General features: G+C 68.6%; 20 protein-coding genes and 3 pseudogenes. 13 read left to right on the forward strand and 10 right to left on the reverse strand.

Annotation, left to right across the window (positions count from 1 at the left end; translation table 11 throughout):
* The first annotated feature begins 11 nt into the window (after nt 1-11).
* Nucleotides 12-972 (forward strand): annotated as a pseudogene (locus CSW60_RS15665) (DUF1295 domain-containing protein).
* A 105-nt stretch (nt 973-1,077) separates the two neighbouring features.
* On the opposite strand, the gene CSW60_RS15670 reads toward CSW60_RS15665, so the two are convergent.
* The gene (locus CSW60_RS15670; protein WP_099538244.1) at nt 1,078-1,827 is read right to left on the reverse strand and encodes a DUF72 domain-containing protein; all 750 of its coding nucleotides are present in this window, start codon (nt 1,825-1,827) and stop codon (nt 1,078-1,080) included.
* A 121-nt stretch (nt 1,828-1,948) separates the two neighbouring features.
* Here CSW60_RS15670 and CSW60_RS24395 point away from each other — a divergent pair.
* Nucleotides 1,949-2,026 (forward strand): annotated as a pseudogene (locus tag CSW60_RS24395) (hypothetical protein); the annotation flags it as partial.
* Here CSW60_RS24395 and CSW60_RS15675 read toward each other — a convergent pair.
* Together CSW60_RS15675 and CSW60_RS15680 are read right to left on the reverse strand one after the other, a co-directional pair.
* On the reverse strand, nt 2,027-3,430 hold the full coding sequence (locus CSW60_RS15675; protein WP_099538245.1) for an L-serine ammonia-lyase: 1,404 nt from the start codon (nt 3,428-3,430) through the stop codon (nt 2,027-2,029).
* A gap of 159 nt (nt 3,431-3,589) precedes the next feature.
* Nucleotides 3,590-5,266 (reverse strand): M28 family metallopeptidase, encoded by a 1,677-nt coding sequence (locus tag CSW60_RS15680; protein WP_099538246.1) that lies wholly within the window; start codon nt 5,264-5,266, stop codon nt 3,590-3,592.
* Between the two features lie 90 nt (nt 5,267-5,356).
* Between CSW60_RS15680 and CSW60_RS24090 the strand changes: the two are divergent.
* Nucleotides 5,357-5,456, forward strand: a pseudogene (locus CSW60_RS24090) (hypothetical protein); the annotation flags it as partial.
* Nucleotides 5,457-5,482: 26 nt separating this feature from the next.
* On the opposite strand, the gene CSW60_RS15685 reads toward CSW60_RS24090, so the two are convergent.
* Complete coding sequence (locus CSW60_RS15685; RefSeq protein ID WP_099538247.1) at nt 5,483-6,676, reverse strand: DSD1 family PLP-dependent enzyme; 1,194 nt, start codon at nt 6,674-6,676, stop codon at nt 5,483-5,485.
* Between the two features lie 90 nt (nt 6,677-6,766).
* A complete protein-coding gene (locus CSW60_RS15690; RefSeq protein ID WP_099538248.1) occupies nt 6,767-7,744 on the reverse strand; it encodes a threonine/serine dehydratase in 978 nt (325 codons plus the stop codon).
* Between the two features lie 156 nt (nt 7,745-7,900).
* Here CSW60_RS15690 and CSW60_RS15695 point away from each other — a divergent pair, with 156 nt between their 5' ends.
* From CSW60_RS15695 to CSW60_RS15720, 6 genes are all read left to right on the forward strand, one after another.
* Nucleotides 7,901-8,521: an acyloxyacyl hydrolase gene (locus tag CSW60_RS15695; RefSeq protein WP_099538249.1), complete on the forward strand. Its 621-nt coding sequence runs from the start codon at nt 7,901-7,903 to the stop codon at nt 8,519-8,521.
* Nucleotides 8,522-8,644: 123 nt separating this feature from the next.
* The gene (locus CSW60_RS15700) at nt 8,645-9,931 is read left to right on the forward strand and encodes an adenylosuccinate synthase (RefSeq protein ID WP_099538250.1); all 1,287 of its coding nucleotides are present in this window, start codon (nt 8,645-8,647) and stop codon (nt 9,929-9,931) included.
* Nucleotides 9,932-10,149: 218 nt separating this feature from the next.
* On the forward strand, nt 10,150-11,853 hold the full coding sequence (locus CSW60_RS15705; protein ID WP_236634297.1) for an ATP-binding protein: 1,704 nt from the start codon (nt 10,150-10,152) through the stop codon (nt 11,851-11,853).
* A gap of 44 nt (nt 11,854-11,897) precedes the next feature.
* On the forward strand, nt 11,898-13,046 hold the full coding sequence (locus tag CSW60_RS15710; RefSeq protein ID WP_099538252.1) for a hypothetical protein: 1,149 nt from the start codon (nt 11,898-11,900) through the stop codon (nt 13,044-13,046).
* A 40-nt stretch (nt 13,047-13,086) separates the two neighbouring features.
* Nucleotides 13,087-13,938 carry a response regulator gene (locus CSW60_RS15715; protein WP_099538253.1) on the forward strand — a complete coding sequence of 284 codons (852 nt, stop codon included), beginning with the start codon at nt 13,087-13,089 and terminating at the stop codon, nt 13,936-13,938.
* 137 nt (nt 13,939-14,075) lie between these two features.
* Entirely contained in the window at nt 14,076-16,841 is a 2,766-nt protein-coding gene (locus CSW60_RS15720; RefSeq protein ID WP_099538254.1) for a TonB-dependent receptor, read from the forward strand.
* Here the strand turns inward: CSW60_RS15720 and CSW60_RS15725 are convergent.
* The 4 genes from CSW60_RS15725 to CSW60_RS23205 form a co-directional block, all read right to left on the reverse strand.
* Nucleotides 16,838-17,557 (reverse strand): alpha/beta fold hydrolase, encoded by a 720-nt coding sequence (locus tag CSW60_RS15725; protein WP_099538255.1) that lies wholly within the window; start codon nt 17,555-17,557, stop codon nt 16,838-16,840. The two genes, CSW60_RS15720 and CSW60_RS15725, sit on opposite strands and share 4 nt — an antisense overlap.
* A 79-nt stretch (nt 17,558-17,636) precedes the next feature.
* On the reverse strand, nt 17,637-17,915 hold the full coding sequence (locus CSW60_RS15730; RefSeq protein WP_099538256.1) for a hypothetical protein: 279 nt from the start codon (nt 17,913-17,915) through the stop codon (nt 17,637-17,639).
* 166 nt (nt 17,916-18,081) lie between these two features.
* Complete coding sequence (rpoH, locus tag CSW60_RS15735) at nt 18,082-18,978, reverse strand: RNA polymerase sigma factor RpoH (protein WP_099538257.1); 897 nt, start codon at nt 18,976-18,978, stop codon at nt 18,082-18,084.
* On the reverse strand, nt 18,975-19,079 hold the full coding sequence (locus CSW60_RS23205; protein ID WP_143324199.1) for a hypothetical protein: 105 nt from the start codon (nt 19,077-19,079) through the stop codon (nt 18,975-18,977). Before CSW60_RS23205 ends, rpoH begins: the two co-directional genes overlap by 4 nt.
* An 87-nt stretch (nt 19,080-19,166) precedes the next feature.
* On the opposite strand from CSW60_RS23205, the gene CSW60_RS15740 reads away from it, so the two are divergent.
* From CSW60_RS15740 to CSW60_RS15755, 4 genes are all read left to right on the forward strand, one after another.
* A complete protein-coding gene (locus CSW60_RS15740; RefSeq protein ID WP_099538258.1) occupies nt 19,167-19,526 on the forward strand; it encodes a phage holin family protein in 360 nt (119 codons plus the stop codon).
* Nucleotides 19,527-19,595: 69 nt separating this feature from the next.
* Nucleotides 19,596-20,120: a VOC family protein gene (locus tag CSW60_RS15745; protein WP_099538259.1), complete on the forward strand. Its 525-nt coding sequence runs from the start codon at nt 19,596-19,598 to the stop codon at nt 20,118-20,120.
* Nucleotides 20,120-20,755, forward strand: a complete 636-nt coding sequence (locus tag CSW60_RS15750) for a carboxymuconolactone decarboxylase family protein (protein WP_099538260.1) — start codon at nt 20,120-20,122, stop codon at nt 20,753-20,755. Before CSW60_RS15745 ends, CSW60_RS15750 begins: the two co-directional genes overlap by 1 nt.
* Nucleotides 20,756-21,092: 337 nt before the next feature.
* Nucleotides 21,093-23,282, forward strand: coding sequence for a bifunctional diguanylate cyclase/phosphodiesterase (locus CSW60_RS15755; protein ID WP_099538261.1), 2,190 nt, complete (start codon nt 21,093-21,095; stop codon nt 23,280-23,282).
* A gap of 50 nt (nt 23,283-23,332) precedes the next feature.
* Here CSW60_RS15755 and CSW60_RS15760 read toward each other — a convergent pair whose 3' ends face one another.
* The gene (locus CSW60_RS15760) at nt 23,333-24,358 is read right to left on the reverse strand and encodes a low specificity L-threonine aldolase (RefSeq protein ID WP_099538262.1); all 1,026 of its coding nucleotides are present in this window, start codon (nt 24,356-24,358) and stop codon (nt 23,333-23,335) included.
* Between the last annotated feature and the right edge of the window lie 42 nt (nt 24,359-24,400).

The following is a 24,400-nucleotide window of genomic DNA, read 5'->3' on the forward strand; positions in this document are numbered from 1 at the left end:
TCGCGGGGGAGGTGGCGCGAAGCGCCGGAGGGGGAAGTTCTGCTGACCTTGCCTCTTCCCCCTCCGTCGGCTGCGCCGACACCTCCCCCGCTAGGGGAGGATCCATTTCCCGCGTCGCCTCGTATCACCCGCACCCACTCATCCGAGCCGCCCATGCCCATCCTCACCACTCTCGCCGTCAACGCCGTCGTCTCGGCGGTCGCGTTCCTCGCCCTGTGGGCCGTCAGCCTGCGGACGCGGGACGTCAGCTTCATCGACGCCTGGTGGGGCCCGAGCATGGCGCTGCTGGCCTGGAGCACCCTGCTGCAGGGACCGCGCACGCCGCATGGCCTGCTGCTCACGGGCCTCTGCACCCTGTGGGCGGCGCGGCTGGGGATCTACCTGCTGTGGCGCTGGCGCAAGCACGGCGCGGACCGGCGCTATGTCGCGATCTTCGCCCACTACGAGAAGACCAAGCGGTGGAACTTCGCCACCACCTCGCTGATCATCGTCTTCGGCTTGCAGGCGGTGTTGAGCTTCTTCGTCGCCCTGCCGGTGCAGCTGGGCCAGGGGCCCGGCCCGCTGGGAGCCCTCGCCTATGCCGGCGCGGCGCTGGCGATCGTCGGCATTCTGTTCGAGACCATCGGCGACGCGCAACTGACCGCCTTCAAGGCCAATCCGGACAACGCCGGCAAGGTCATGGACAAGGGCCTGTGGCGCTACACCCGCCACCCGAACTATTTCGGCGACGCCTGCGTCTGGTGGGGTCTCTATTTGATCGCCGCCGAGACGGGCCTGGGCGCCTGGGCCCTGCCGGGGCCGGTGCTGATCACCTTCCTGCTGACCAAGTGGAGCGGCGTGCCGACCACCGAGGGCAAGATGAAGAAGTCCAAGCCCGGCTATGCGGAGTACGTCGCGCGGACCAGCGGGTTCGTGCCGTGGTTTCCCCGGAATAACCCTCTCCCAGAGGGAGAGGGCGGGGCGCGCCGCTGAAGGCGGTGGGAGGGTGAAAGGGGGGGGGGGGCGGTTGAGGGCTTTAACCCCTCACCCTCCCGCGCTGCGCGCGGGTCCCTCCCTCTCCCCGGGGGAGAGGGTTTCTCAGCCTCCCAGCTTCTCGATCAGCGCCATCGCCGCCGCCGGATTGCGCACCTTCGCGCCGGCGATGAAGTAGGCGAACACATCCCCGCGCTTGGCCCACTCGCGCGCCTGCTTCACCACCCCGTCCAGCTCCTCCGAACTCATCCCCGTCGGCTCGTCCTCCTTGCTCGACATCAGCCGGGCGTAGGTGAAGTCGGCGGTCGGCTGGTCGATGCAGGGCCAGGTCGGCTCCTCGTCGTCGACGGCGTAGACGATGGCCGCGCCGTACTGGGCGGCCAAGTCGTAGAACTCCTGGCAGGCGAAGGTCGGGTTGCGGACCTCCAGCGCGTGGCGCAGGCGCAAGCCCTTCAGCTCCTTCGGCAGCAATTTTAGGAAACCCTCGAAATCCGCCGGATCGAACTTCTTCGTCCCCATGAACTGCCAGTTGATGGGGCCGAGCTTCGGACCCAGCTCCTCCAGGCCCTGGGACAGGAATTTCTCGAGGGAATCGTTGTTCTCCGACAGCACGCGACGGTTGGTGCAGAACCGGCTGGCCTTGACCGCGAACACGAAGTCGTCCGGGGTCTCGTCGCGCCACTTCTGCCAGCTGTTGGGCTTGAAGGTCGAATAGTAGGTGCCGTTGATCTCGATGCTGGTCAGCTTGGACGACGCGTATTTCAGCTCGTCCTTCTGCTTGAGATCGTCCGGATAGAACGTCCCGCGCCACGGCTCGAACGTCCAGCCGCCAATGCCGGTTCGGATCTTGCCCATGCGTGCGTGTTCCCTGGATGTTCTCCGCGGAAACTAGGCGAGGTTTCGCGGGGCGTCGAGAGGCAATAGCGCCCCCTCCGTCACGATGCTGACGCATCGCGCCACCTCCCCCGCTGTGCGGGTGAGGAGGAGCTTCATCCTCCCCCGTGTAACGGGGGAGGGGGACCGCGAAGCGGTGGAGGGGGCGCTTACGCCGCCCTCAACACTCCACCCGGTTCACCGACAGCCCCACCGCCAGACCCCCCATCGAAGTCTCCTTGTAGATCTCGTTCATGTCCTCGCCGGTGCGCTTCATCGTGGCGATGACCTTGTCGAGGGACACGCTGTGCTGACCGTCGCCCAGCAGGGCCAGGCGGGCGGCGTCGATGGCCTTGATGGCGCCCATGGCGTTGCGTTCGATGCAGGGGATTTGCACCAGGCCGCCGATCGGGTCGCAGGTGAGGCCGAGATTGTGCTCCATGCCGATCTCGGCCGCGTTCTCGATCTGGGCGTTGGTCCCGCCCAGCGCCGCCGCCAGCCCAGCCGCCGCCATCGAGCAGGCCACGCCCACCTCGCCCTGGCAGCCGACCTCGGCGCCGCTGATCGAGGCGTTCATCTTGTAGAGCGCGCCGATCGCCGCGGCCGTCAGCAGGAAGACCCGGACCTGTTCGGGCGAGCCGTTGTGGAAGCGGACGAAGAAGCGCAGCACCGCCGGGATCAGCCCCGCCGCGCCATTGGTCGGGGCGGTGACGACGCGACCGCCAGCGGCGTTCTCCTCGTTGACCGCCATGGCCCACAGGTTGACGAAGTCCATGGCCGCCAGCGGGTCGCTGATCTGGCGCTCCATGCGGCCCTGGATGGTCTGGTGGATCTGGCGGGCCCGCCGCTTGACGGTCAGGCCGCCGGGCAACACGCCGTCCTGGCGCATGCCGCGATCGATGCAAGCCTCCATGGCGCCGAAGATGCGGTCGAGGCCGGCGTTCATCTCGCCCTGGCTTATCCGCGCCTGCTCGTTGGCGGCCATCACCTGGGCGATGGTCAGCTTGGCGTCCTCGGCGCGCTCCAGCAGGTCGGCCGAGCTCTCGAACGGGTAGGGGACCGGCGGGCCGTCCTCGGGCGGGGTGTTGCGGCCCATCTCGCTTTCGTCGCGGACGAAGCCGCCGCCGACCGAGAAATAGGTCCGCTCGCCGAGCGGCGCGCCGGCCTTGTCATAGGCGACGAAGGTCAGGCCGTTGGGATGCTGCGGCAGGCGCTCGTGGCCCAGCCAGACGATGTCCTTGGCCTCGTCGAAGGCGATGTCGACGCCCTCTCCCCCTTGGGCGCCGCCCAGCTTCAGCGATTGGGTCGCCTGGACCTCCAGCAGGGCCGCGTCGCCGGCGTCGGGATCGAGATCGGCGGGGACGAAGCCCATCAGCCCCAGGATCACGGCCCGATCGGTGGCGTGGCCGCGACCGGTCAGGGCCAGCGAGGCGTAGAGCCGCGTCTCGATCCGCGCGACCTGCTCCAGTTGGCCCGCCGCGCGCAGGCGCGCGACGAACAGCCCCGCGGCCGTCATCGGCCCCATGGTGTGACTGCTCGACGGGCCGACGCCGAGTTTGAAGAGGTCGAAGACGGAGGCGGTCATGGGGGATTTCGCAAACTCAAGATGTCATCCCGGAAGCCTCGCTAGAGGCTATCCGGGACCCAGGGGCCGCGCGCGTGGCGCTTTGTCACCCCCCTGGGTCCCGGCTCTACGCTGCGCTCCGGCCGGGATGACACGGGAAGGAGCGCTTGGGGTCGAACCCTACTTCCGCTGCGCCGCCGTGGCGTCGCGCAGGGCCTTGAACTCCGAGCCCGCCTGCCATTGCGGCCAGACGCGGCTGTTGGCCAGGTCCGCGCCGATCTCGTAGACGAGGCCAAGGTCGGCGGCCTGGCCCGAGAGATCCCAGTCGGCCGACCACTCGTCGGCGGGCTGGTGGTAGCGCTTCTCGACATAGTCGTTCTCGGCCTTCTCGCCGGCTTCCTTGCCGCCGTTGACCAGGTCCGTGCCCGAACCGATCGAGATGGCCGGCACGCCGCGCTTGGCGAACGGGAAGTGGTCCGAGCGGTAGAAGTGGCCGGCCTGCGGCGCGGGGTCGGGCGAGAAGTAGCGACCCTTGGCCTTGGCCTTGGCGACCAGCATGTCCTGCAGGTCGACCTTGCCGTCGCCCGAGGTGGTGACGTCCTTGGCCGGACCGGCGGCCGACAGGGCGTCGATGTTGATGTCGCCCACCGTCTTGGCCAGCGGGAACAGCGGATTGGCGCCGTAGTATTCCGAGCCCAGCAAGCCCTTTTCCTCGGCGGTCACGGCCAGGAACAGGATCGAGCGCTGCGGGGCGGGCTGGCTCTTGAAGGCGCGGGCCAGCTCGAGCAGGGCGGCGACGCCGTCGGCGTTGTCGACCGCGCCGTTGTAGATCTTGTCGCCGCGCGCGTCGGGCGCGCCGACGCCCAGGTGGTCCCAGTGGCCGCTGTAGATGATCGTCTCGTCCGGATACTTCGTCCCGACGATCCGGCCGGCGATGTTCTTGGAGACGATCACCTCGTGCTTGACCTTGTAGTCGGCCGAGAAGGTCACGCCGTTCAGGGTGACGGGCTTGAAGTCGCGGGTCTGGGCTTGAGTCTTCAGCGCCTCGAAGTCGAGGCCGGCCTGCTTGAAGAGGTCCACGGCGACGTCGCGCTGGATCCAGGCCTCCATCGACGGGTGCGACTTGGCCGGCTCTTGGCGGACGATGTCGAACATCACGTTGGTGTTGGAATTCTTGACCGTGTTCCAGCCGTACGAGGCCGGAGCGGTCTCGTGGACGATCAGCACGCCGGCGGCGCCCTGGCGAGCGGCTTCCTCGTACTTGTAGGTCCAGCGGCCGTAATAGGTCATGGCCTTGCCGCCGAAGTCGCCGGTTCCGGTCTCGAAGTCCGGATCGTTGATCAGCACGACCAGGATCTTGCCCTTCAGGTCCATGCCCTTGAAGTCGTCCCAGTCGCGCTCGGGCGCCTTGACGCCATAGCCGACGAAGACCAGCGGGGCGTCCTTGATCGAGACGGCGTCGACATTGGTCATGGCCGCGCGGATGGCGACCTGCTCGCCTTGTGTCAGGGCCTGGGTCTTGCCGCCGACGGTGACGCTGGCGCTCACCGGGCCTTCGATCTGGAACTTGCCCAGCGGCACGTCCTGGGTCCAGGCGCGCTTGCCGTCCTTTTGCACGTCGCCGGCGGGGGAGAGGCCGATCGCCTTCATCTGGTCGACGATATAGGCGACGGTCTTCTTCTCGCCCTCGGTGGCGGGGCCGCGGCCCTCGAATTCGTCCGACGAGAGGACCTTGATGTGGGCGGACAGCTTGGCGGGGTCGATCTTCGGCGCGTCGGCGGCCAAATTTCTAGCAAAAGAAGGAGGCGCCAGCATGGGCGCGGCCAGAAGGGCGGTGGCGAGCAGCAGGCGTTTCATCTCAACTCCATTCGGGAGCAAATCTTGTCGTTGAGCGCGGGAACGTAGAGGGGGTTTGCTGGCGTGGCTAGGGGGCGTCAGGGCGGGCTAAGCGCCCCCTCCGTCACGGCGCGTATTCGCGCCGCGCCACCTCCCCCGCGGTGCGGGTGAGGAGGGACCGTTACCATCCTCCCCCGTGCAACGGGGGAGGGGGACCGCGAAGCGGTGGAGGGGGCGCTAAAGTGTCACCCGTCTCCCATCCACGGCCCACCGCTCCAGCCGCTGGCCATCCCAAACATGCAAGGCGTCATAGAGGTTGATGGTCGGGTCGCAGTGGCCCGGTTGCAGCCAGACGACCTCGCCGACCTTGGGCGCGCCGGCCGGCCAGGCGCGGGCGGGGTCGGCGTCGGCGGCGGCGACGGCCTCGTCGAAGCCCAGCGGCGTCCCACCCGAGGCCTTGAGCACGTCGAGCGTGGCGGGATGGGCGATCATGCCATGCTCGTCGCCCATCGGCCGCCACAGCGAGCCCGGCGCGGCGCCGGCCACGACCCGGGCCGGCGGGCCGTCCATCGACATCGCCTTGAAGCCGGCGTCGCAGACGACGTGGCTCTTGTGGCGGGCCGAGACGACGGTCGAGGCCACCATCATCGCCGGCTCGAACGGCCAGTCGCCGCCGCCCGGCGCGCCGCAAGCGTCGTACTCGACGTCCATGACCGCGTAGGACCCCGCCTGCAGCTCGGTGAAGACGCCCGAGGCGAGGTCGAAGGCGTGGGTGCCCGTCCCGCCGCCCGTCACCACCGGCGGGGGCAATCCCGCGGCGGTCAGCTCGGCGACCAGGGCCTTCAGCGTGGCGAAGGCGGCCTCGTCGGCGCTCTTGCGCAACGCGCCGTCGTCCAGGTGCTGCAGGTGGCCGAGATAGGCCTGGACGCCGGCGAAGCGCAGGCCGGGCGCGGCGTCGATGGCGCGGGCCAGGGCCAGGGCCTCGTGCGGATAGACGCCCGCGCGGTGGGTGCCGAGGTCAAGGTCGACGACGACGTCCAGCGTCACGCCCGCCGCGACGGCGGCGTCGGACAGCCGGTCGACCTGGCCCTCGTCATCGACGACCGCGCCGACGGTGACCCCAGGCTTGGCGAGGGCGGCCAGGCGCGGCGGACCCCAGGCGGGGACGGGGGCGGTGACCAGCACGTCCTGGATCCCGCCGGCGACATAGGCCTCGGCCTCGCCAACGGTCTGGCAGCACAGGCCGAAGGCGCCGCGCTCGACGATTAGCCGGCCCAGGGCGGAGGACTTGTGGGTCTTGCCGTGCGCCCGCAGCCGCACGCCGGCGGCGTCGCACAGGGCCTGCATGCGGTCGATGTTGCGCTCGAGGGCGGCGCGGTCGACGACGAGGAGGGGCGTCTGGGGGAGGGCGGTCGCGGGCGGCAGGTTCATGGTGTTTCCTCTTTTCCGCGACCCTAGCGCCCCCTCCGTCACGCGGCTACGCCGCGCGCCCCCTCCCCCGCGAAGCGGTGGAGGGGGCGCTTAGATCTCCCCCTTAAGCACGCTGGCGAACAAGTCCGGATCGACATTGCCGCCCGACAGCACGATCGCCGCCGTCTTGCCCTTGAGATCCACCTTGCCCGTCAGCGCCGCCGCCAGGGCCACGCAGCCGCCCGGCTCGACGACCAGCTTCAGCACCGAGAAGGCGTAGCGCATGGCCTCGGCGACCTCGGGGTCGGTCACGGCCACGCCGCCGGCGAGATTGCGCTGGTTGATCGGCCAGGTCAGTTCGCCGGGGATCGGGGTCAAGAGGGCGTCGCAGAACGAGCGGGCGTCCTTGTCGATCGTCTCGCGCTGGCCGCTTTCCAGCGAGCGGCGGGTCTCGTCGAAGCCGGCCGGCTCGACGCCCCAGATCTCGGTCGTGGGGGAGAGGGCCTTCACCGCCGTCGAGGTTCCGGCGATCAGCCCGCCGCCGCCGACGCAGCAGACCAGGGTGTCGAGGCTCGCGCCGCGCGCGGCGGCCTGCTCGACGATCTCGATCCCCAACGTGCCCTGGCCGGCGATGATGTGCGGGTCGTCATAGGACGGCACCACGACGCAGCCGCGCTCGGCCGCGATCTGGTCGGCGATCGCGATCCGGTCCTCGGTGAAGCGGTCGTAGAAGCGGATCTCAGCGCCGAAGCCGCGCGTCCCCTCGACCTTCACCGCCGGCGAGTCGCTGGGCATCACGATCAGGGCCGGGCAGCCGACCAGCTTGGCCGCCAGCGCCACGCCCTGGGCGTGGTTGCCGGACGAGAAGGCCACGACCCCGCGCGACTTCTCCTCGTCGGTCAGCTGGGACAGCCGGTTATAGGCGCCCCGGAACTTGAAGGCCCCCGCCCGCTGCAGCGTCTCGGGCTTGAGGAAGACGCGGCCGCCCAGGCGCTCGTTCAGGGCAGGGCTTTCGATCAACGGCGTTTCAACGGCCAAGCCCTTCAGGCGTTGGGCGGCGGCTTGGATGTCGGCGAGGGAAATGGTCATGAGGCGAAGTTCTAAGGGGGCGGTGCTGGCTTTTGAAGCCGTGCGCCCCATTTGAGCGATCTTCCGGCGTTGTTGCGCGGCGAGAGGGCGAAACCCTTTCCGAGCTTCGCCGTTCACGACATAAGAGCCGACGGGGGCTCAAATCAGGACGACTCGATGAAGACCGCCTTCTTGGCCTCCGCGGCCTCGCTTTCGCTTGGCGCCGCGCTGGCTTTCGCCGCGCCGGCCGTCGCCGGAGAAGCTTTCGTCGGCGTCTACAAGCACGACGTCACCTTCATCGGCAACGCGGTCGGGTTGGGCGCGGCCGGGCGCGAGGGCGGCGCGGACATCCATCTGGGCTATCGCACGAACCGCATCGAGAGCCTGCGCTGGCTGGGCAAGCCGCAGGTCCACACGATGGTGTCGATCAACACCAACAACACCTCCAACTTCGTCGCCGCCGGCTTCGATTGGAAGATCGAGCTGGGCCAGCCGGGCGGCTTCTATTTCCGGCCGGGCCTGGGCCTGGCCTATACCGACGGCAAGACCGGCCTGCCGCCCGCCAACGCGCCGGGCCTGACGCCGGAAGAGCGCGCGCGCCGCACCTATCTCTACTATCACCGCATCGATTTCGGCTCGAAGGTGCTGTTCGAGCCGGAGCTGGCCCTGGGCTACCAGGTCGACGACAAGGTGTCGGTGGAGCTTTCCTACACCCACCTGTCGAACGGTCAGATCTTCCACCAGGGCAAGAACCAGGGGCTTGACGACGCGGGGGTCCGGCTGGTTTACGCCTTCTGACTTCGCGCGGGGCCGATTTGACGGCTCTCGCTGCGCCGCCCAAAACTGATTGAACGTCCGGGGTCGAGTCCTGTCGAAGGACCCCGCGGCGTCACCCGGCAGGCGACAAGGCATATCTCTACCATGGCCAATGTGACCGTTGTCGGCGCCCAGTGGGGCGACGAGGGCAAGGGCAAGATCGTCGACTGGCTCAGCAACCGCGCCGATGTCGTGGTGCGCTTCCAGGGCGGTCACAACGCCGGCCACACGCTGGTGGTGGACGGCAAGGTCTACAAGCTGGCCCTGCTGCCGTCGGGCGTGGTGCAGGGAAAGCTCTCCGTCATCGGCAACGGCGTCGTCGTCGATCCCTGGCACCTCTTGACCGAGATCGACAAGATCGCCGACCAGGGCGTGGAGATCACGCCGGACCTGTTGATCCTGGCCGACAACGCTTGCCTGATCCTGCCGCTGCACCGCGACCTGGACCAGGCGCGCGAGGCCGCCTCGACCCAGAAGATCGGCACGACCGGCCGCGGCATCGGCCCGGCCTATGAGGACAAGGTCGGCCGTCGCGCCATCCGCGTCGCCGACCTGGCCGATCCCGAAGCCCTGAAGCCCAAGATCGACCGTCTGCTGGCCCACCACGGCGCCCTGCGTCGCGGTCTGGGCCTGCCGGAGGCCAATGCTCAAGAGCTGTTCGACGCCCTGATGGAGCTGGCGCCGCGCATCCTGGCCTACGCCCAGCCGGCCTGGCGCGTGCTGGACCAGGCCTACAAGGCCGGCCGCAAGATCCTGTTCGAGGGCGCGCAAGGCTCGCTGCTGGACGTCGACCACGGCACCTATCCGTTCGTGACCTCGTCCAACACTGCCGCCGGCCAGGCCTCGGCCGGCTCGGGCATGGGCCCGTCCGCGACCGGTTACGTGCTGGGCATCGTCAAGGCCTACACCACCCGCGTGGGCGAGGGCCCGTTCCCGGCCGAGCTGTTCGACGAGGTCGGCAAGCACCTGTCGACCGTTGGCCGCGAGGTCGGCGTCAACACCGGCCGCGCGCGCCGCTGCGGCTGGTTCGACTCGGTGCTGGTGCGCCAGTCGGTGGCCATCAACGGCATCCACGGCGTGGCCCTGACCAAGCTGGACGTGCTGGACGGCCTGGAAACCCTGAAGATCTGCGTCGGCTACAAGATCGGCGACAAGGTTCTCGACTATCTGCCCGCCGGTCTCCGCGACCAGGCCGCCGCCACGCCGGTCTACGAGGAGCTGGAAGGTTGGAGCGAGAGCACCGCCGGCGCCCGCTCGTTCAAGGACCTCAACGCCAAGGCCATCAAGTATGTCCGCCGCGTCGAGGAGCTGATCGGCGCCCCGGTTGCTCTATTGTCGACCAGCCCTGAACGCGACGACACCATTCTGATGCGTGATCCCTTTCAGGGATAGAACGTTTTACAGCAGGTGAAACGCCTGCCGGAACGTGCAGCAGTCAAAGCTATCAATGTAGAGTATAGTCCGGCTAGCAAACGCCGCGGGAATACTTCCCGCGGTAAAGCTTGGTGAACCTTTATAGGGCTTAGAATTCACGCGAAAGTCTGCGTTGGGGGACGCATTTGGGGCTGCGTGAACTTCTAGAAGACATACGACAAGGCGTTGCGCTGGCGATGAGCAAGCGTAGCCGATACGCACGCATCGCCTTGGCGGTTGTCGTGACGGGCCTGCTGATGGGCGAGTTCGGCTGGCGGGCGGCGCTGGTCTGGTTCGCCGTCAACGTTTTGATCGAGGGGTGGGTCACCTATTTGTGGCGACATCCAAAGCCCCGCGACGAGGCAAGCTGGGGCCTCCGGGTTCGCCTCGGCACGCCGATCTCGCTTAGCATCATCTGGTCGGCCATGGCCGGCTACCTGTGGGTAAACGGCGGGGCGGCGATGAAATTCGCCGCGCTGACCGTCCTGTTCGGCCTGATCGTCGAGACGATCCGTTACGGATCGATCAGTCGAGGGACGATGATGGTCGTCGCCCCGCCGCCCTTCATCACGTTGGTCGTCACGCCCTTGATAGATGGGGAGGCGCGGGGCTGGGAATGGTTCGTGATCCTGGTCGCCGTGGGCGGCTTGCTGTTCTACATGATCGACACCGCCCAGCAGCTCCGGGCCAACAGGAAGGCGCTGGAGCAGGCCCAGGCCGCCGCGCTCGAGGCCAGCGAGGCCAAGTCCGCCTTCCTGGCGATGATGAGCCACGAACTGCGCACGCCGATGAACGGCGTGCTGGGTCTTGCCCACGCCCTGCGCGGCGTGCGCCTGGAGGGCCGGCATGCCCGCTATCTGGAGATGATCGAGACCTCGGGCCAGGGCCTGATGACGATCCTCAACGACATCCTCGACCTTTCCAAGATCGAGGCCGGCAAGCTGGAGCTGGACGTCGCGCCGTTCGACCTCCCCGCCCTGGCCGCCCAGATCCGCCTGCTATGGAGCGAGACGGCCCAGGCCAAGGGCATCGATCTGGCGCTGGAGGTCGATCCGGCCACGCCCGCCTGGGTGGCTGGCGACGCCGCTCGCGTTCGCCAGATCCTGCTGAACCTGGTGTCCAACGCGCTGAAATTCACCGAGGCCGGGCGAGTGCTGATCCGGATCTCGCCCGGCGAGGCGGACGAGATCCTGCTGTCGGTCTCCGACACCGGCATCGGCATCAGCGCCGAGCAGCAGGCGCGGCTGTTCGCGCCATTCGTGCAGGGGGACCGCTCGACCGCCCGCCGCTTCGGCGGCACGGGCTTGGGCCTGGCGATCTGCCGCGATCTGGCCGCGCTGATGGGAGGATCCATCGCCGTGCGCAGCGCGCCGGGCGAGGGGTCGACCTTCACCTTAAGGCTGACCTTGCGCCCCGTGGACGGCCCTTCGCCAGACCAAAGCGAGACTTGCGCCCTGCCCAGCCTGACCGGGCTGCGGGTGCTGATCGTCGACGACAACACCGTCAATCAGGTGGTCGCCTGCGCCGTTCTCGAGGCGGCGGGCATCGAGGTCACGGCCGTCGGCGACGGCCAGGCCGCCCTGGCGCGGCTGGGCGCCGAGCGGTTCGACATGGTGCTGATGGACGTCCACATGCCGGTGATGGACGGCGTCGAGGCCGTGCGCCGCATCCGGGCGGGTGAGGGCGGCCGGGTCGACATTCCGGTCGTGGCCCTGACCGCCGACGCCATGGTCGGCGACGCCGAGCGACTGCTGGCCAAGGGTTTTGACGACGCTCACCCCAAGCCGATCGCGCCCGCCCGTCTGCTGGCGACGGTGGCGCGGCTCTCCTCGGCGGCGAAACCCGCGTGGAATGCTGATCAGGGCGTTCCTTTGGAACGGCGTTCGGTCAGTTTTTGTTAGCGCGCGCCGGATAAGACGACGGCTTAGGTCTCCAGAGGGAATTCGTGTCCGTCCTCGCGCGCCGTCGCAAAACCAGGCCCGTCAACGCGGCCGACCGCCTGGCGCGAAGCCTGCGGGCCCTGGCCCACACCGGCTCGACCAGCCGGGTGCTGAACCTGGTGGAGATCGAGGCCAAGAGCGGCCAGCGTCCCGAATACGCCGAGCATCCGCTGTTCAAGAACCGCGTCCTCAACAGCGCCCTGATCCTCAAGCACCGCGTGCGCAACGACGACGTCTATCTGTTCGACGAGGCGCGGCCGCTGGCGACCAAGATCATCATCCCGTTCGACCGGACGGACCTGGGCCTGGGCGGCCGGTCGGTGTTCGTCGGCCAGCGGGGTTGGATCGAGATGCTGGCCGACGCCTGCAACGCTTCTGGCCGCCTGACCCGCGACCTGACGGTGCTGCACGCCATCGACGCCCTGCCGTCGCTGGATCCGTTCCTGTTGCGCGAACACCTGCGCCAGCACGAGCTGACGGTGGCCCACTGCTACTTCGCCCTGTCGCCGGCCGACCTCGACCAGATGCAGGGTTTCGTCGGCATGGAGATCGGCCACCTGATCGAGCTGGCCTATGGCGACCAGGGCGGCGCGCGCCGCTCGCAGGCCGGACGCATGGTCGAGGCGCTGCTGGCGGCCGACTTCGACGAGCGCCTGTCGCCCCTGCGCCTGACGCTGGGCATGGAGGGCCACAGCTTCAAGGACGGGGTCTTCGCCTGGAAGGGGCTGCTTTACTACAAATGGATGCTGACCCGGCTGTGGCCGCTGCTGACCCGTATCTGCGAGGAGCTGGACCGCCTGGTCGTGACCGGCTTCCGCGACGAGACCGACGAGCGCTATGTGGCCCTGGCGCGGCGACGCCTGCAGGCCGCGCTGCCCATCGAGCGGCAAGCCATCCTGCGGACGCTGAAGATCTATGACGACGCCTTCGAGCAGCTGGTCCGCAACCGGCGGCCGCAGGCGTTCCGCGAGTTCCTGCTGAGCGCCCCGGAGCTGTTCCTGAACCTTGGCGAGCGGGTCGGGGCCATCGCCCACATCGCCAGCTACTGGCGCTACCGCTTCGCCGAGGGGCAGCCTCTGACGGCCGACGCCGAGGAGGCGGTGGACCTTCTGCAGGACTTCGAGACCAGCCTAGCCATCCCGCTCAACCCTTAAGCGGGCCGGGTCCCGGCTTGGCGAGCGGAATCTTAACGTTCTGACTCTACCATTCCGAGCCTATTCGCAGGAGCCTCGGGTTCTCGTGTTCGACGGCAACGTCCGCACTATCCAACGTGTCGCCGCCAAGGTGCAGCGGGTTCTGGTCGTCGATCCGAACCCCGCCATGGCGCGCCTGCTGGCCGAGCATATGCGTCCGCTGGGCGCGGTCGAGATGTTCGCCGCCCCGACGGCCGAGAAGGGCTACGCCCTGGCGCGGACCACCGATCCGCAGCTGATCTTCGTGGAGCACGCCCAGTCCGGCGTCGACGGCGTGGCCTTCACCCGCAAGATCCGCCGCAGCGATCTGGTCTGCCGCGAGGCGCCGATCATCATGTGCGCCACGGACGCGACCGCCGACGTGATCTTCGACGCCCGCGACGCCGGCGTGCACGAGTTCATGCGCAAGCCGTTCAACATCAAGGACCTGGAGCGCCGCCTCGAGGCCGTGACGCTGAAGCCGCGCGACTGGGTCGAGGGCGTCGGCTATGTCGGCCCCGACCGCCGCCGGTTCAACTCCGCCGACTATCGCGGGCCTCGCAAGCGCAAGGCCGACGCCGCCGCCGCGACCCCCGCCGCCCGCCTCTCGCAGGCGCTGCGCATCGTCAAGTCCGCCGCCGCGGCGCTGGACACCGATCCCGCCCAGGCTCGCCGGGCCCTGGCCGCCCAGGCCCAGGAGCTGCGTCTGGTGGGCGAGGCGGTCAAGGACAACCGGCTGCTGCAGGCGGCTGAAGCCCTGGGCGCTTGCACCCAGGCCGATCTGAGCGGCTCGGACGTCCGCGCCGACCTCGTCAAGCGCATCGACGCCCTGATGGGCTTCATGGCCCCCGAGGACAAGGGCCGGGCGGCCTAAGGCCAAGCGTCACCTTGGTGACATAAAAGCTACGTCCCTGCGTCACGTGATCGTCGCGGACCAGCAACACGCCGCGTCTAACAGCCTGCCCTTGGCACGGGAGTCGCGCGCAGTCGCGACGGTGACAGGGGATCATCATGCTCATTCGCAACCAAGCGGCGCTGCTGCGCCGCGTCAGCGCGTTGGCGCTGATGTCTCTGGCCGTGGCCGCGCCCGCGGTCGCCGCCGACCTCCGCGGTCGCGTGGTGGACGCCGCCGGCGCCCCGCTGCCGGGCGCCTCCGTCGCCGTGGGCGGCCGCGCGGTCTCGGCCGGCCCCGATGGCCGCTTCGTCGTCACGGGCCTGCCCGCCGGCGCCGCCGAGGTGCGGATCACCTATGTCGGCTACGGCGCCTCGACCACGTCGGTCAGCCTGTCCGACAGCCAGGCGACGGACGTGACCGTCACCCTGACCCCGCCGGAGCAGGTCTCCGAGATCGTGGTCACCGGCCAGCGCGCCGCCGAGCGCCGCGCCCTGCAGGTCAAGAAGGTCGCCAACAACTTCGTCGAGGCGCTGTACGCCAACGACGTGGGCAAGCTGCCAGACCAGAACGTCGCCGAGGCCGTCCATCGCCTGCCGGGGATCACGGTCGCCAATGACCAGGGCGAGGGCCGCTACGTCATCATCCGCGGTGTCGATCCGCGCTACGCCAATGTCACGGTCAACGGCCAGACGGCGGCCGCGCCCGAGCCCGACAACCGCCAGGTCAAGCTGGACGACATCCCCTCGTCGCTGATCGGCCAGGTGTCGGTGATCAAGAGCCTGACGCCCGACCTCGACGCCGCCGCCATCGCCGGCCAGGTCGACATCGTGACGCTGAGCGCCTTCGACCGTCACGGGACCTTCGGCAGCGCCCGGGCCGCCTACGGCCAGTTCGACCAGAACGACAAGCACCCCTACGAGGGCGACCTGACCCTGGGCGGGACCTTCGGCGCCGACAAGCAGTTCGGCGCGGTGCTGTCGGCCAACTATTCCAAGCGTCCGGTCGAGTCGCAGAACGTCGCCGGCGCGTCGTGGACCACGGCCGGCGGCAACCCGATCCCGGCCGATTACGACCTGCGCGACTACAACCTGACGCGCGAGCGCACCGGCTTCGTCGGCAATTTCGACTATCGTCCCAACGACGACGTCCAGCTGTACCTGCGGACCCAATACTCGAAGTTCACCGACCACGAGACGCGCGACCGCTTCCGCCTGCCGATCTCCGGGACCATCACCCCGGCCAGCGCGACCACGGGCGCCTTCGCCAAGGCCACGGGCACGCGCTACGTCCGTCGCCGCGACGAGGACGACAACACCAAGACCGTCTCGGCCGGCGGCAAGTTCAATGTCGGGACCGGCAAGCTGTCGGTCGACGCCGCCTGGAGCCGCGCGGAGAAGACCGACCCGCTGCGCAGCGAGTTCCAGTTCGCCACCGGCAAGACCATGACCGGGTCCTACGACGTCTCGGACGTGCTGTTCCAGATCACGCCGGGCGCCAGCGCCTTCGATCCCGCCCAGTACACGTTCAAGAGCGTCAACTACGATCGCCGCGAGGCGGTCGAGACCCTGAAGCAGGCGCGCGCCGACTACCAGCTGCCGCTGGACGCGATGGGCGAGGGCTCGTCGCTGAAGTTCGGCGTCAAGCTGACCGACCGCGACAAGACCAACGACCGGACGTACACGACCTATGACCCGGGCAGCCTGGCCTTCACCCTGGCCGCGTTGAACCCGGCCAGCCTGGCTTCGACCTATGACGGCCGCTACGCCTTCGGGCCCAAGGTCGACTATACGGCCGCCCAGGCCTATGTGACCGCCAACCCGACGACGCTGAAGCTGAACGCGGCCAAGTCGCTCAGCACCGACCTGCTCAGCGACTATGCGGTCTCGGAGAAGATCTGGGCCGGCTACGCCATGGCCACGCTGAAGCTGGGCCGGGTCACCCTGGTCCCCGGCCTGCGCGTCGAGACCACCGACGGCGACTACAGCGCCAAGACCTTCAACAACACGACTTCGACCCGTGGTCCCGACGCCACGGGCTCGAACAAGTACACCAACTGGTTCCCCGGCCTGAACGCCAAGATGGACGTCAACGAGCGCCTGGTGTTGCGCGCGGCGGCGACCACGGCGATCGGCCGTCCGGACTACAACCAGCTGGCGCCGGCGATCACGGTCGACGCCACGGCCAACACGGTGACCACCGGCAATCCGGACCTGAAGCCGCTGACCTCGACCAACCTGGACGCGGGCTTTGAATACTATCTGCCCACCCAGGGGGTGCTGTCGGCCTCGCTGTTCTTCAAGGACATCCAGGACCCGATCTTCAGCCGCGCCCTGCTGAACCAGGCCGGAACCTTCGGCGGCGTGGCGCTGAGCGGCGCGACGGTCACCACCCCGCTGAACGCTCGCAAGGCGACGGTGTCGGGCCTTGAGCTGAACGCCCAGTCGCAGCTCAGCTTCCTGCCGGGCGTTCTGGACGGCTTCGGCGCGGGCGTGAACCTGACGTTGATCGACTCGTCGATCAAGGGCGTCCCGGGGCGCCTCGAGAGCCTGCAACTGGTCCAGCAGTCCAAGACCGTCGGCACGGCGCAGCTGTTCTACGAGAAGCATGGCCTGACCGCTCGCGTGGCCTACTCGTACCGCAGCAAGTTCCTCTACACGATCGGCGCGGACGCCGGCTCCGACATCTATTGGGACAAGCACGGCCAGGTCGACGCCCGCATCGCCTATGCGATCGGCAACAAGGCCCGCAGCGCGACGATCTTCCTGGAAGGCTCCAACCTGAACAACGAGCCGTGGCGCACCTTCGTCGGCCAGAAGAACCGCCTGGGCGAGAACGAACGCTACGGCCGCACCTTCCGGACGGGCGTGCAACTGAGCTTCTAGCGTTTCCCAGCGGGGCGCTGCAGCCAGTGGCGCAGCGCCCCGTTGACCGCGCCGGGCGCCTCCATCGGGGCCATGTGGCCGGTTCGGGGGATCACCACCAGGTGGGTGCAGCCGATGGCGGCGGCCATGGCGCGGTGGCCTTCGGCCGGGGTGATCTGGTCGTTCTCGCCGACGATGATCACCAGCGGGACCTTCAGCGCCCTCAGCGCCGCCTCGCCATCCTCGCGCGCCAGGCTGTTCTGGCGCAGGAAGACCTCGCGGCCCAGGCGCTGGGTCATGTCGACGATGCGGGTGGTGAGCTCGGCGTCGTCCAGGCGCGAGGCGTCGACATAGCTCTTCAGGATCGCCTGGCCGATTCCCAGGAAGGTCCCGCCCTTGGCGGCGGCCTTGTTCAGCGCCTGGCGCTGGGCGGCGCGCTGGGGCGTGTCGACATGGATCGAGGTGTCCAGCAGGGCCAGGCGCTCGATCCGCTCCGGCGCGAGCCGGGCGATCTCCTGGGCCACGTAGCCGCCCATCGAGAAGCCGGCAACGGCGAAGGTCGGTTCCGCACCCGCCAGCACATGCTCGGCCATTTCGCGGATCGTGGCGTAGGGCGTCAGGTCCGGAACCCAGATCCGCGCCACGTCGGCCAGGCCGTTGATCTGGTCGCGCCACAGCTCAGCGTCGTTCAGCAGCCCGGGGAGGAGGATCAGCTGGGGGAGGGGGGAGACGGTCATCCCACTCCTCTTAGCATCGTCAGGACCCTAGGACGCTAGGGAAGGGCGCGCCCGGCCGAAGGTCAGGCGCGCCGATTTCTCACCAGTCGCCAGGGAGCGTCGGGCCACCACGCGAACACACATAGATCGGCGTGGCGTCGTAATAGGGCGAGGGAACATTTGCACGCACGACGTACACGAAGTCGCCCACGCGGCCGCAGCCCTGGTCCGACACCTCGCCCAGATACTGGGTCTTCGCGGCGTCCGCGTAGTAGACGTAGCTGTAGGCGGTCAGGTCGTCCTCGGCCATGGCCGCGGGCGCGCCCAGCGCGGCGAGGGCGGTCGCCAGGGCGAGAACGGTCTTGATGCGGATCGTCATCGGACACTCCATGTGGCAGCGCGCCGGAAGGGCGCAGCTCAACCTTCCATCGGATATCTCGATTAATCAACCTAAGCGGTAATCTCTTTTGCGGATCGCCTGACCTGCAAGCAAAAAGGGCGCTCCGAAGAGCGCCCTTCCGTCTCACCGCGGTGAGTTGAGGCCCTTACGCCTCGACCATGTTCTTGGCGATCGCCGCCTCGCGCATGGTCTTCTGCAGCTTCTCGAACGCGCGGACCTCGATCTGGCGGACCCGTTCGCGGCTGACGCCGTATTGGGCGGCCAGTTCCTCGAGAGTGGTCGGCTCGTCCTTCAGGCGGCGCTCGGTCAGGATGTGGCGCTCGCGGTCGGTCAGTTCGACCATCGCCTCTTCCAGAAGCGACATCCGCAGGGCCTTCTCCTCGTCCTCGGCGACGCGGGTCTCCTGGGAGACCTGCTCCTCGTCGGCCAGCCAGTCCTGCCACTCGCTCTCGCTGTCCGAACGCAGCGGCGCGTTCAGCGAGGCGTCGGGGCCCGACAGGCGGCGGTTCATCGAGATGACCTCGCTGTCCAGCACGCCCAGCTTGGTGGCGATCTCGCTGACCTGCTCGGGACGCAGGTCGCCTTCCTGGAAGGCGGCGATCTGGCTCTTGGCCTTGCGCAGGTTGAAGAACAGCTTCTTCTGCGCGGCGGTCGTGCCCATCTTCACCAGCGACCACGAGCGCAGGATGTATTCCTGGATCGAGGCGCGGATCCACCACATGGCGTAGGTGGCCAGGCGGAACCCCTTGTCGGGCTCGAACTTCTTGACGGCCTGCATCAGGCCGACATTGCCCTCCGAGATGACTTCGCCGATCGGCAGGCCGTAGCCGCGATAGCCCATGGCGATCTTGGCCACGAGGCGCAGGTGGGATGTCACCATCTTGTGGGCGGCTTGCGGGTCCTGATGCTCTTTCCAGCGCTGGGCGAGCATGAACTCTTCGTCCTTGCTCAGCATCGGGAACTTGCGGATCTCGGTCAGGTAGCGGGACAGACCACCGTCCGGCGACATCACCGATAGAGAATTCACGGCCATCGTACTTATATCCCCTTGCGTGCGGATCCGCTCGCCAATCGCGCGCGATCATCCCCCACACGAGGGGATAGATAGTTCACGAAGCGGCGGGTGGAAGGGCGGTAACGCATTTGTAATGTCCGAGTTGCCTGCTTGGGTATTGTACGAATGCGGCGCCATTTTGGACGCACGGGTTTCGTAAGGGAAATAGAGCTCAGATGATCCGTTTCGTTCTCCGCGTCCTGATCGCCGCCTGCGGTCTGTGGCTGGCCGCGCGCATCGTGCCGGGCGTCACCGCCGACGGCTGGAAGACCCTGATCATCGCCGGCTTTTTGCTGGGCGTCGTCAACGCCGTGGTGCGGCCGGTGGTCACGGTCCTGACCTTGCCCCTGACCCTCGTCACCCTGGGGCTGTTCCTGCTGCTGGTGAACGCGGCGATGATCGGGATCGTCGACTGGCTGCTGGACGGCCTGCGCGTCCCCGGCTGGTGGGCGGGCGTCCAGGTCGCGGTGGTCACCGGCGTCGTCAGCTGGATCGGCCAGGCGTTCCTGGGCGGGCTGGAGACCGAGCGGGAATAGCCCCGACGCAGGGGCAAGCTGGCGCGCGTCCCCATTTGGCGTAACCTTGGTCTTCGGGAGGAAGCCGAGATGAAGATCACCGGCGTCAATCACCTGGCCCTGGTCTGTCGCGACATGGCCGAGACGGTGAAGTTCTACACCGAAATCCTGCAGATGCCGCTGGTGAAGACCGTGGCCCTGCCGGACGGCGGCCAGCACTTCTTCTTCGACTGCGGCGGCGGCGCGTGCCTGGCCTTCTTCTGGTGGCCCGACACGCCGCCGGCCGCGCCAGGCGTCGCCTCGGTGCGCCAGTTCCCGGCCGACTCAAAGACCGCCGTCGGCTCGATGAACCACGTGGCCTTCACCGTCGACGAGGCCGATCTCGAGGCCTGCCTGGAGCGCCTGCGGGTGGCCGGCGTCCCGGCCTTCCCGATGGTGGTCAATCACGACGACAGCGAGACGGGCGTGGCCCGCAAGCCGCATCCGGGCGTCTTCGTCCGCTCGGTCTACTTCACCGATCCCAACGGGATCATGATGGAGCTGGCGGCCTTCACCCGCGATTTCGGCCCCGAGGACGTCCGCCACGCGCCCGCCCGCGCGACGGTGGACGCCTGATGCCGCGCCTACGCCAAGTTCCGCGCGCCGAGGTCGCGGACAAGGGGACGCTGAAGCTGTACGACCTGTTGTTCGGCGATCGCGACCCGGTCAGCGAGCCGGGCACCGCCACCGGCACGCGGGGCGACTGGTGGACCGTTTTCGCCAATAGCCCCGACGTGCTGCGCCACGCCGCCCAGGGCTTCGCCCTCTACCGCGACCCGTCCCGCAAGATCGACCCGGTGCTGCGCGAGCTGGCCCAGACCCGCGCCGGCTGGGCGCGGGGCAGCCAGTTCGTCTTCTCGCAGCATTGCAAGTCGCTGCGCGGCCTGCGCGTCCCGGAAGAGAAGATCGCCGCCGTGCCGCACTGGGCGGTCAGCGACGTATTCGACGCGCATGAGCGGGCGGTGCTGGCCTATGCCGACGGCCTCGTCCTGGACGGCGGGCGCGTCGCCGACGGCGTGTTCGCGGCGCTGAAGGGCTTTCTCTCGGACGAACAGATCCTGGAGCTGACCTACATCACCTGCCTCTACGAGATGCACGCCGTGATGAGCCGGGCCCTGCGGACCGAGTTCGACGACCGTGACGAGCCGGTGGTCGAGGTCGCCGCGCCGGAGGCCTTCGCCGCGCGAGACTTCATGGACACGGGTCGGTAGGGGGCTCTTCTATCGGATCAGGAGACGCGCCTCCCCAGGCCTTGCGCCTGGGGTCCAGCGTTCCGCCGTCTCCGAGCTGATGAGTATTGCTTGCGTTGAAGCCCTCTCCGGCCATCGCCGCGCCAACCGAACCATGGGGGCCTCGCCACAGGAGCGAGGAAGGTGAATATTTTCATGACGTGAAAAATTGGAGAGTAGAGCCGCATCACGGTAAACGCGCCCGCAAGCACTGTGACGACGCCATGAAGTTTTCGCGAAATGATCCCGCCGCCGCCGTCTCATTAGCAGGCCGTTAGCCGAGAAATGGTCCCTCGCCATCTGTAGTGGAGGCGTACGCATGTTCACTTTGCGGGACACGGTTTCTTCTCTGGCGCCGGCGCGCCAGGACGATCTGGGCAAGTCGCTCTATGAGCGTTTCCGCGAGGAGCCCGACACCCTGATCGTTCCCGTCGTGGACGGCGAGGACCGGCCGATCGGCATCGTCGAGCGCAACGCCTTCTTCCTGCGCATGGCCGCCGAGTATGGCCGGGCCCTCTACGCCAACCGGCCGATCTCCACCCTGATGGACCGCGAGCCGCTGATCGTCGACGCCGACACCGAGCTGGCCGAATTCACCACCGACAGCCTGTCCTACCGGGCCTCGGACCTGCTGCGCGGCTTCATCGTCACCGAGGGCGGGCGGTATCTGGGCGTCGGCACCGTGCTGGGCCTGCTGCAGGCCAGCAACGAGACCAACCGCCAGGGCGTCAACGCGCTGGCCGCCGCCAAGGCCGACGTCGAGCGCGCCCAGACCTTCATGACCGCGATCGTCGAGGCCATGCCCTCGATGGTGTTCGTCAAGCACGCGGAAGACCACCGCTATGTCCTGCTCAACCGGGCCGGGGAGAAGATCCTGGGCATGTCGCGGGCCGAGGTGATCGGCAAGACCGACGCCGAGTTCCATCCCGCGGATCTGGCCGCCCTCTATGTCGAGCGCGACCGCGAGGTGCTGGAGTCGGGCGAGGTGCGGGTGATCGAGGAGGATCACGTGCCGCGCAAGGACGGCGGCGTGGCGATCCTGCGGACCAAGAAGATCGCGATCCGCAACGCCGACGGCCAGGCCGAATATCTGCTGGGCGTCTCGGAGGACATCGCCGAGCGCAAGCGCGCCGAAGCCCAGATCGCGCGGCTGGCCCACTACGACCCGCTGACCGACCTGCCCAACCGCGTGCTGTTCCAGAAGTCGCTGACCGACGCCCTGGCCCGCCGGGCGCGCAAGGGCGACCAACTGGCGGTGCACTTCATCGACCTCGACCGCTTCAAGACCGTGAACGACACCCTGGGCCACCCGCTGGGCGATGCCTTGCTGCGCGAGGCGGCCGAGCGGCTGCGGCGCTGCGTGCGCGAGGGCGACACCGTGGCCCGCCTGGGCGGCGACGAGTTCGCGGTGGTCCAGACCGGGCTGAACGACATGTCCGGCGCCACGCGCCTGGCGGCGCGCATCGTCGCGACCATGGCCGCGCCCTTCGACCTGGCCGGCCACCAGGTGGTGATCGGCGCCAGCGTCGGCGTGGCCGCCGCGCCCTCGGACGGCGAGGACGCCGACGAACTGCTGAAGAAGGCCGACATGGCCCTTTACCGCGCCAAGGGCGACGGTCGCGGCGCCTTCCACTTCTTCGAGCGGGCGATGGACGAGCAGCTTCAGGCCCGACGGGCGCTGGAGCTTGATCTGCGTCGCGCGCTGCAGGACGGCGAGTTCGAGCTGTTCTATCAGCCGCTCTATCACCTCGGCGACGAGCGGGTGACCGGCTGCGAGGCGCTGCTGCGCTGGCGCCATCCGGAGCGCGGCATGGTCTCGCCCGCCGACTTCATCCCGCTGGCCGAGGAGATCGGCCTGATCGTGCCGCTGGGCGACTGGGTGCTGCGCAACGCCTGCGCCGAGGCCGCCCGCTGGCCCGACCACGTGCGGCTGGCGGTGAACCTGTCGCCCGCCCAGTTCCGCGACCGGGGCCTGGTGGCCACCGTGGTCTCGGCCTTGGCGGGGTCGGGGCTGCCCGCTCATCGCCTGGAGCTGGAGATCACCGAGTCGGTCCTGCTGCAGGACAGCGCCGCCAACATGACCATGCTGCACGACCTGAAGGCCCTGGGCGTGCGGATCTCGATGGACGACTTCGGCACCGGCTACAGCTCGCTGAGCTATCTGCGCAGCTTCCCGTTCGACAAGATCAAGATCGACCAGACCTTCGTGCGCGACATCCTGCACGACAGCGACGCTCTGGCGATCATCAAGGCGGTCCTGGACCTGGGCGCCTCGATGGGCGTGGTCACGACCGCCGAGGGCGTCGAGACCCAGGCCCAACTGGACGCCCTGCGCGGCCAGGGCTGCGCCGAGATCCAGGGCTACTTCATCAGCCGCCCGGCCCCGGCGGCCGAGATCGCGAAGATGCTGGGGGTGGAGGCGACGAGGGAAACCTTCTCCCCTGGGGAGAAGGCGCGGCCCGCGCCGCAGGCGTGGGAGGATGAGGGGCTGCAGCGGTCGCGGGCTTAAGCCCTCACCCTCCCATCGCTTCGGGTCCCGCCCTCTCCCTCGGGAGAGGGTTATTGGATGCGCTTCAGCGCTTCCCCCAGCTCCTCGACCATCTCCGGCGTCGTCGCCCACGAGCACATGAAACGCACCGTGCCATCCAGGAACCGGTAGACGAACCAGCCCTCGCCGCGCAGGCGTTGCAGGGCGGGCTCGTCCATCTCGACGAACAGGCCGTTGGCCTCGACCGGGTGCTTGATCGGGAAGGGCATCAGGCCGGCCAACTTCTGGGCCATGGCGTTGGCGTGCGCCGCGCGGGCCGCCCAAGGACCCGCCCCGCCGTCCTCGCCCAAGAGGCCCAGCCAAGGCGCGGCCAGGAACCGGCCCTTCGACACCAGTTGCCCGGCGTGCTTGAGCCGGGCGTCCAGGCGGCGGGCGTGGGCGGGATTGAGAAACACCACGGCCTCGGTCGGGGTCGAGCCGGCCTTGGTGCCGCCCATCACCAGAATATCGACGCCCATCTTCGCCACGCTCCTCAGGTCGAAGCCGGCGGCCACGGCGTTGGCCAGGCGCGCGCCGTCCAGGTGAACGCCATAGCCCTTGGCCTTCACCGGCGCGACCAGGGCCCGCAGGTGATCTTCCGAATAGACCGTGCCGTACTCGGTGGCGGTGGTCAGGGACAGGGCGGCGGCGGGCTGGCGGTAGGAAACGTCGGGCTCGGCCAGGGCCGCTTCCAGCGCCGCGACCTCGATCTTGCCCGAGGCGCCCGGCAGGCCAATCAGGCCGACGCCCTGGCCGAAGAAGCCGGGGGCGCCGGTCTCGTCGGTGCAGATGTGGGCGTGCTCATGGGCCAGCACCGCCTCGTGCGGCTGGGCCAGCACGGTCAGGGCGAAGGCGTTGGCGGCCGTGCCCGAGGCGGTGAACCGCACCTGCGCGTCGGCGTCCAGCAGGGCGCGGATGCGGTCGCCGGCGGCCTTGCTGACGTGGTCGGTTCCGTAGCCCGAGGCCGTGCCGGCATTGGCGGCGACCAGGGCGTCCATGACCTCGGGCATGGCGCCGGCGACATTGTCAGAGGCGAAGTCGAAACGGGGAGCTGTCATGTCCCCTGGATAGGGGCGCGCGCGGGCTCCGGGCAAGCGGAA

Source organism: Caulobacter sp. X (genome assembly GCF_002742635.1).
In the GTDB taxonomy this organism is placed as follows: domain Bacteria; phylum Pseudomonadota; class Alphaproteobacteria; order Caulobacterales; family Caulobacteraceae; genus Caulobacter.

Bases quoted from the DNA above. Each gene is read 5' to 3' on its own strand.
- CSW60_RS15670 (WP_099538244.1), bottom strand. From the start codon at position 1,827: ATGGGCAAGATCCGAACCGGCATTGGCGGCTGGACGTTCGAGCCGTGG.
- CSW60_RS15675 (WP_099538245.1), bottom strand. From the start codon at position 3,430: ATGACCGCCTCCGTCTTCGACCTCTTCAAACTCGGCGTCGGCCCGTCG.
- CSW60_RS15680 (WP_099538246.1), bottom strand. From the start codon at position 5,266: ATGAAACGCCTGCTGCTCGCCACCGCCCTTCTGGCCGCGCCCATGCTG.
- CSW60_RS15685 (WP_099538247.1), bottom strand. From the start codon at position 6,676: ATGAACCTGCCGCCCGCGACCGCCCTCCCCCAGACGCCCCTCCTCGTC.
- CSW60_RS15690 (WP_099538248.1), bottom strand. From the start codon at position 7,744: ATGACCATTTCCCTCGCCGACATCCAAGCCGCCGCCCAACGCCTGAAG.
- CSW60_RS15695 (WP_099538249.1), top strand. From the start codon at position 7,901: ATGAAGACCGCCTTCTTGGCCTCCGCGGCCTCGCTTTCGCTTGGCGCC.
- CSW60_RS15700 (WP_099538250.1), top strand. From the start codon at position 8,645: ATGGCCAATGTGACCGTTGTCGGCGCCCAGTGGGGCGACGAGGGCAAG.
- CSW60_RS15705 (WP_236634297.1), top strand. From the start codon at position 10,150: ATGAGCAAGCGTAGCCGATACGCACGCATCGCCTTGGCGGTTGTCGTG.
- CSW60_RS15720 (WP_099538254.1), top strand. From the start codon at position 14,076: ATGCTCATTCGCAACCAAGCGGCGCTGCTGCGCCGCGTCAGCGCGTTG.
- CSW60_RS15725 (WP_099538255.1), bottom strand. From the start codon at position 17,557: ATGACCGTCTCCCCCCTCCCCCAGCTGATCCTCCTCCCCGGGCTGCTG.
- CSW60_RS15730 (WP_099538256.1), bottom strand. From the start codon at position 17,915: ATGACGATCCGCATCAAGACCGTTCTCGCCCTGGCGACCGCCCTCGCC.
- CSW60_RS23205 (WP_143324199.1), bottom strand. From the start codon at position 19,079: ATGCGTTACCGCCCTTCCACCCGCCGCTTCGTGAACTATCTATCCCCT.
- CSW60_RS15740 (WP_099538258.1), top strand. From the start codon at position 19,167: ATGATCCGTTTCGTTCTCCGCGTCCTGATCGCCGCCTGCGGTCTGTGG.
- CSW60_RS15745 (WP_099538259.1), top strand. From the start codon at position 19,596: ATGAAGATCACCGGCGTCAATCACCTGGCCCTGGTCTGTCGCGACATG.
- CSW60_RS15750 (WP_099538260.1), top strand. From the start codon at position 20,120: ATGCCGCGCCTACGCCAAGTTCCGCGCGCCGAGGTCGCGGACAAGGGG.
- CSW60_RS15755 (WP_099538261.1), top strand. From the start codon at position 21,093: ATGTTCACTTTGCGGGACACGGTTTCTTCTCTGGCGCCGGCGCGCCAG.
- CSW60_RS15760 (WP_099538262.1), bottom strand. From the start codon at position 24,358: ATGACAGCTCCCCGTTTCGACTTCGCCTCTGACAATGTCGCCGGCGCC.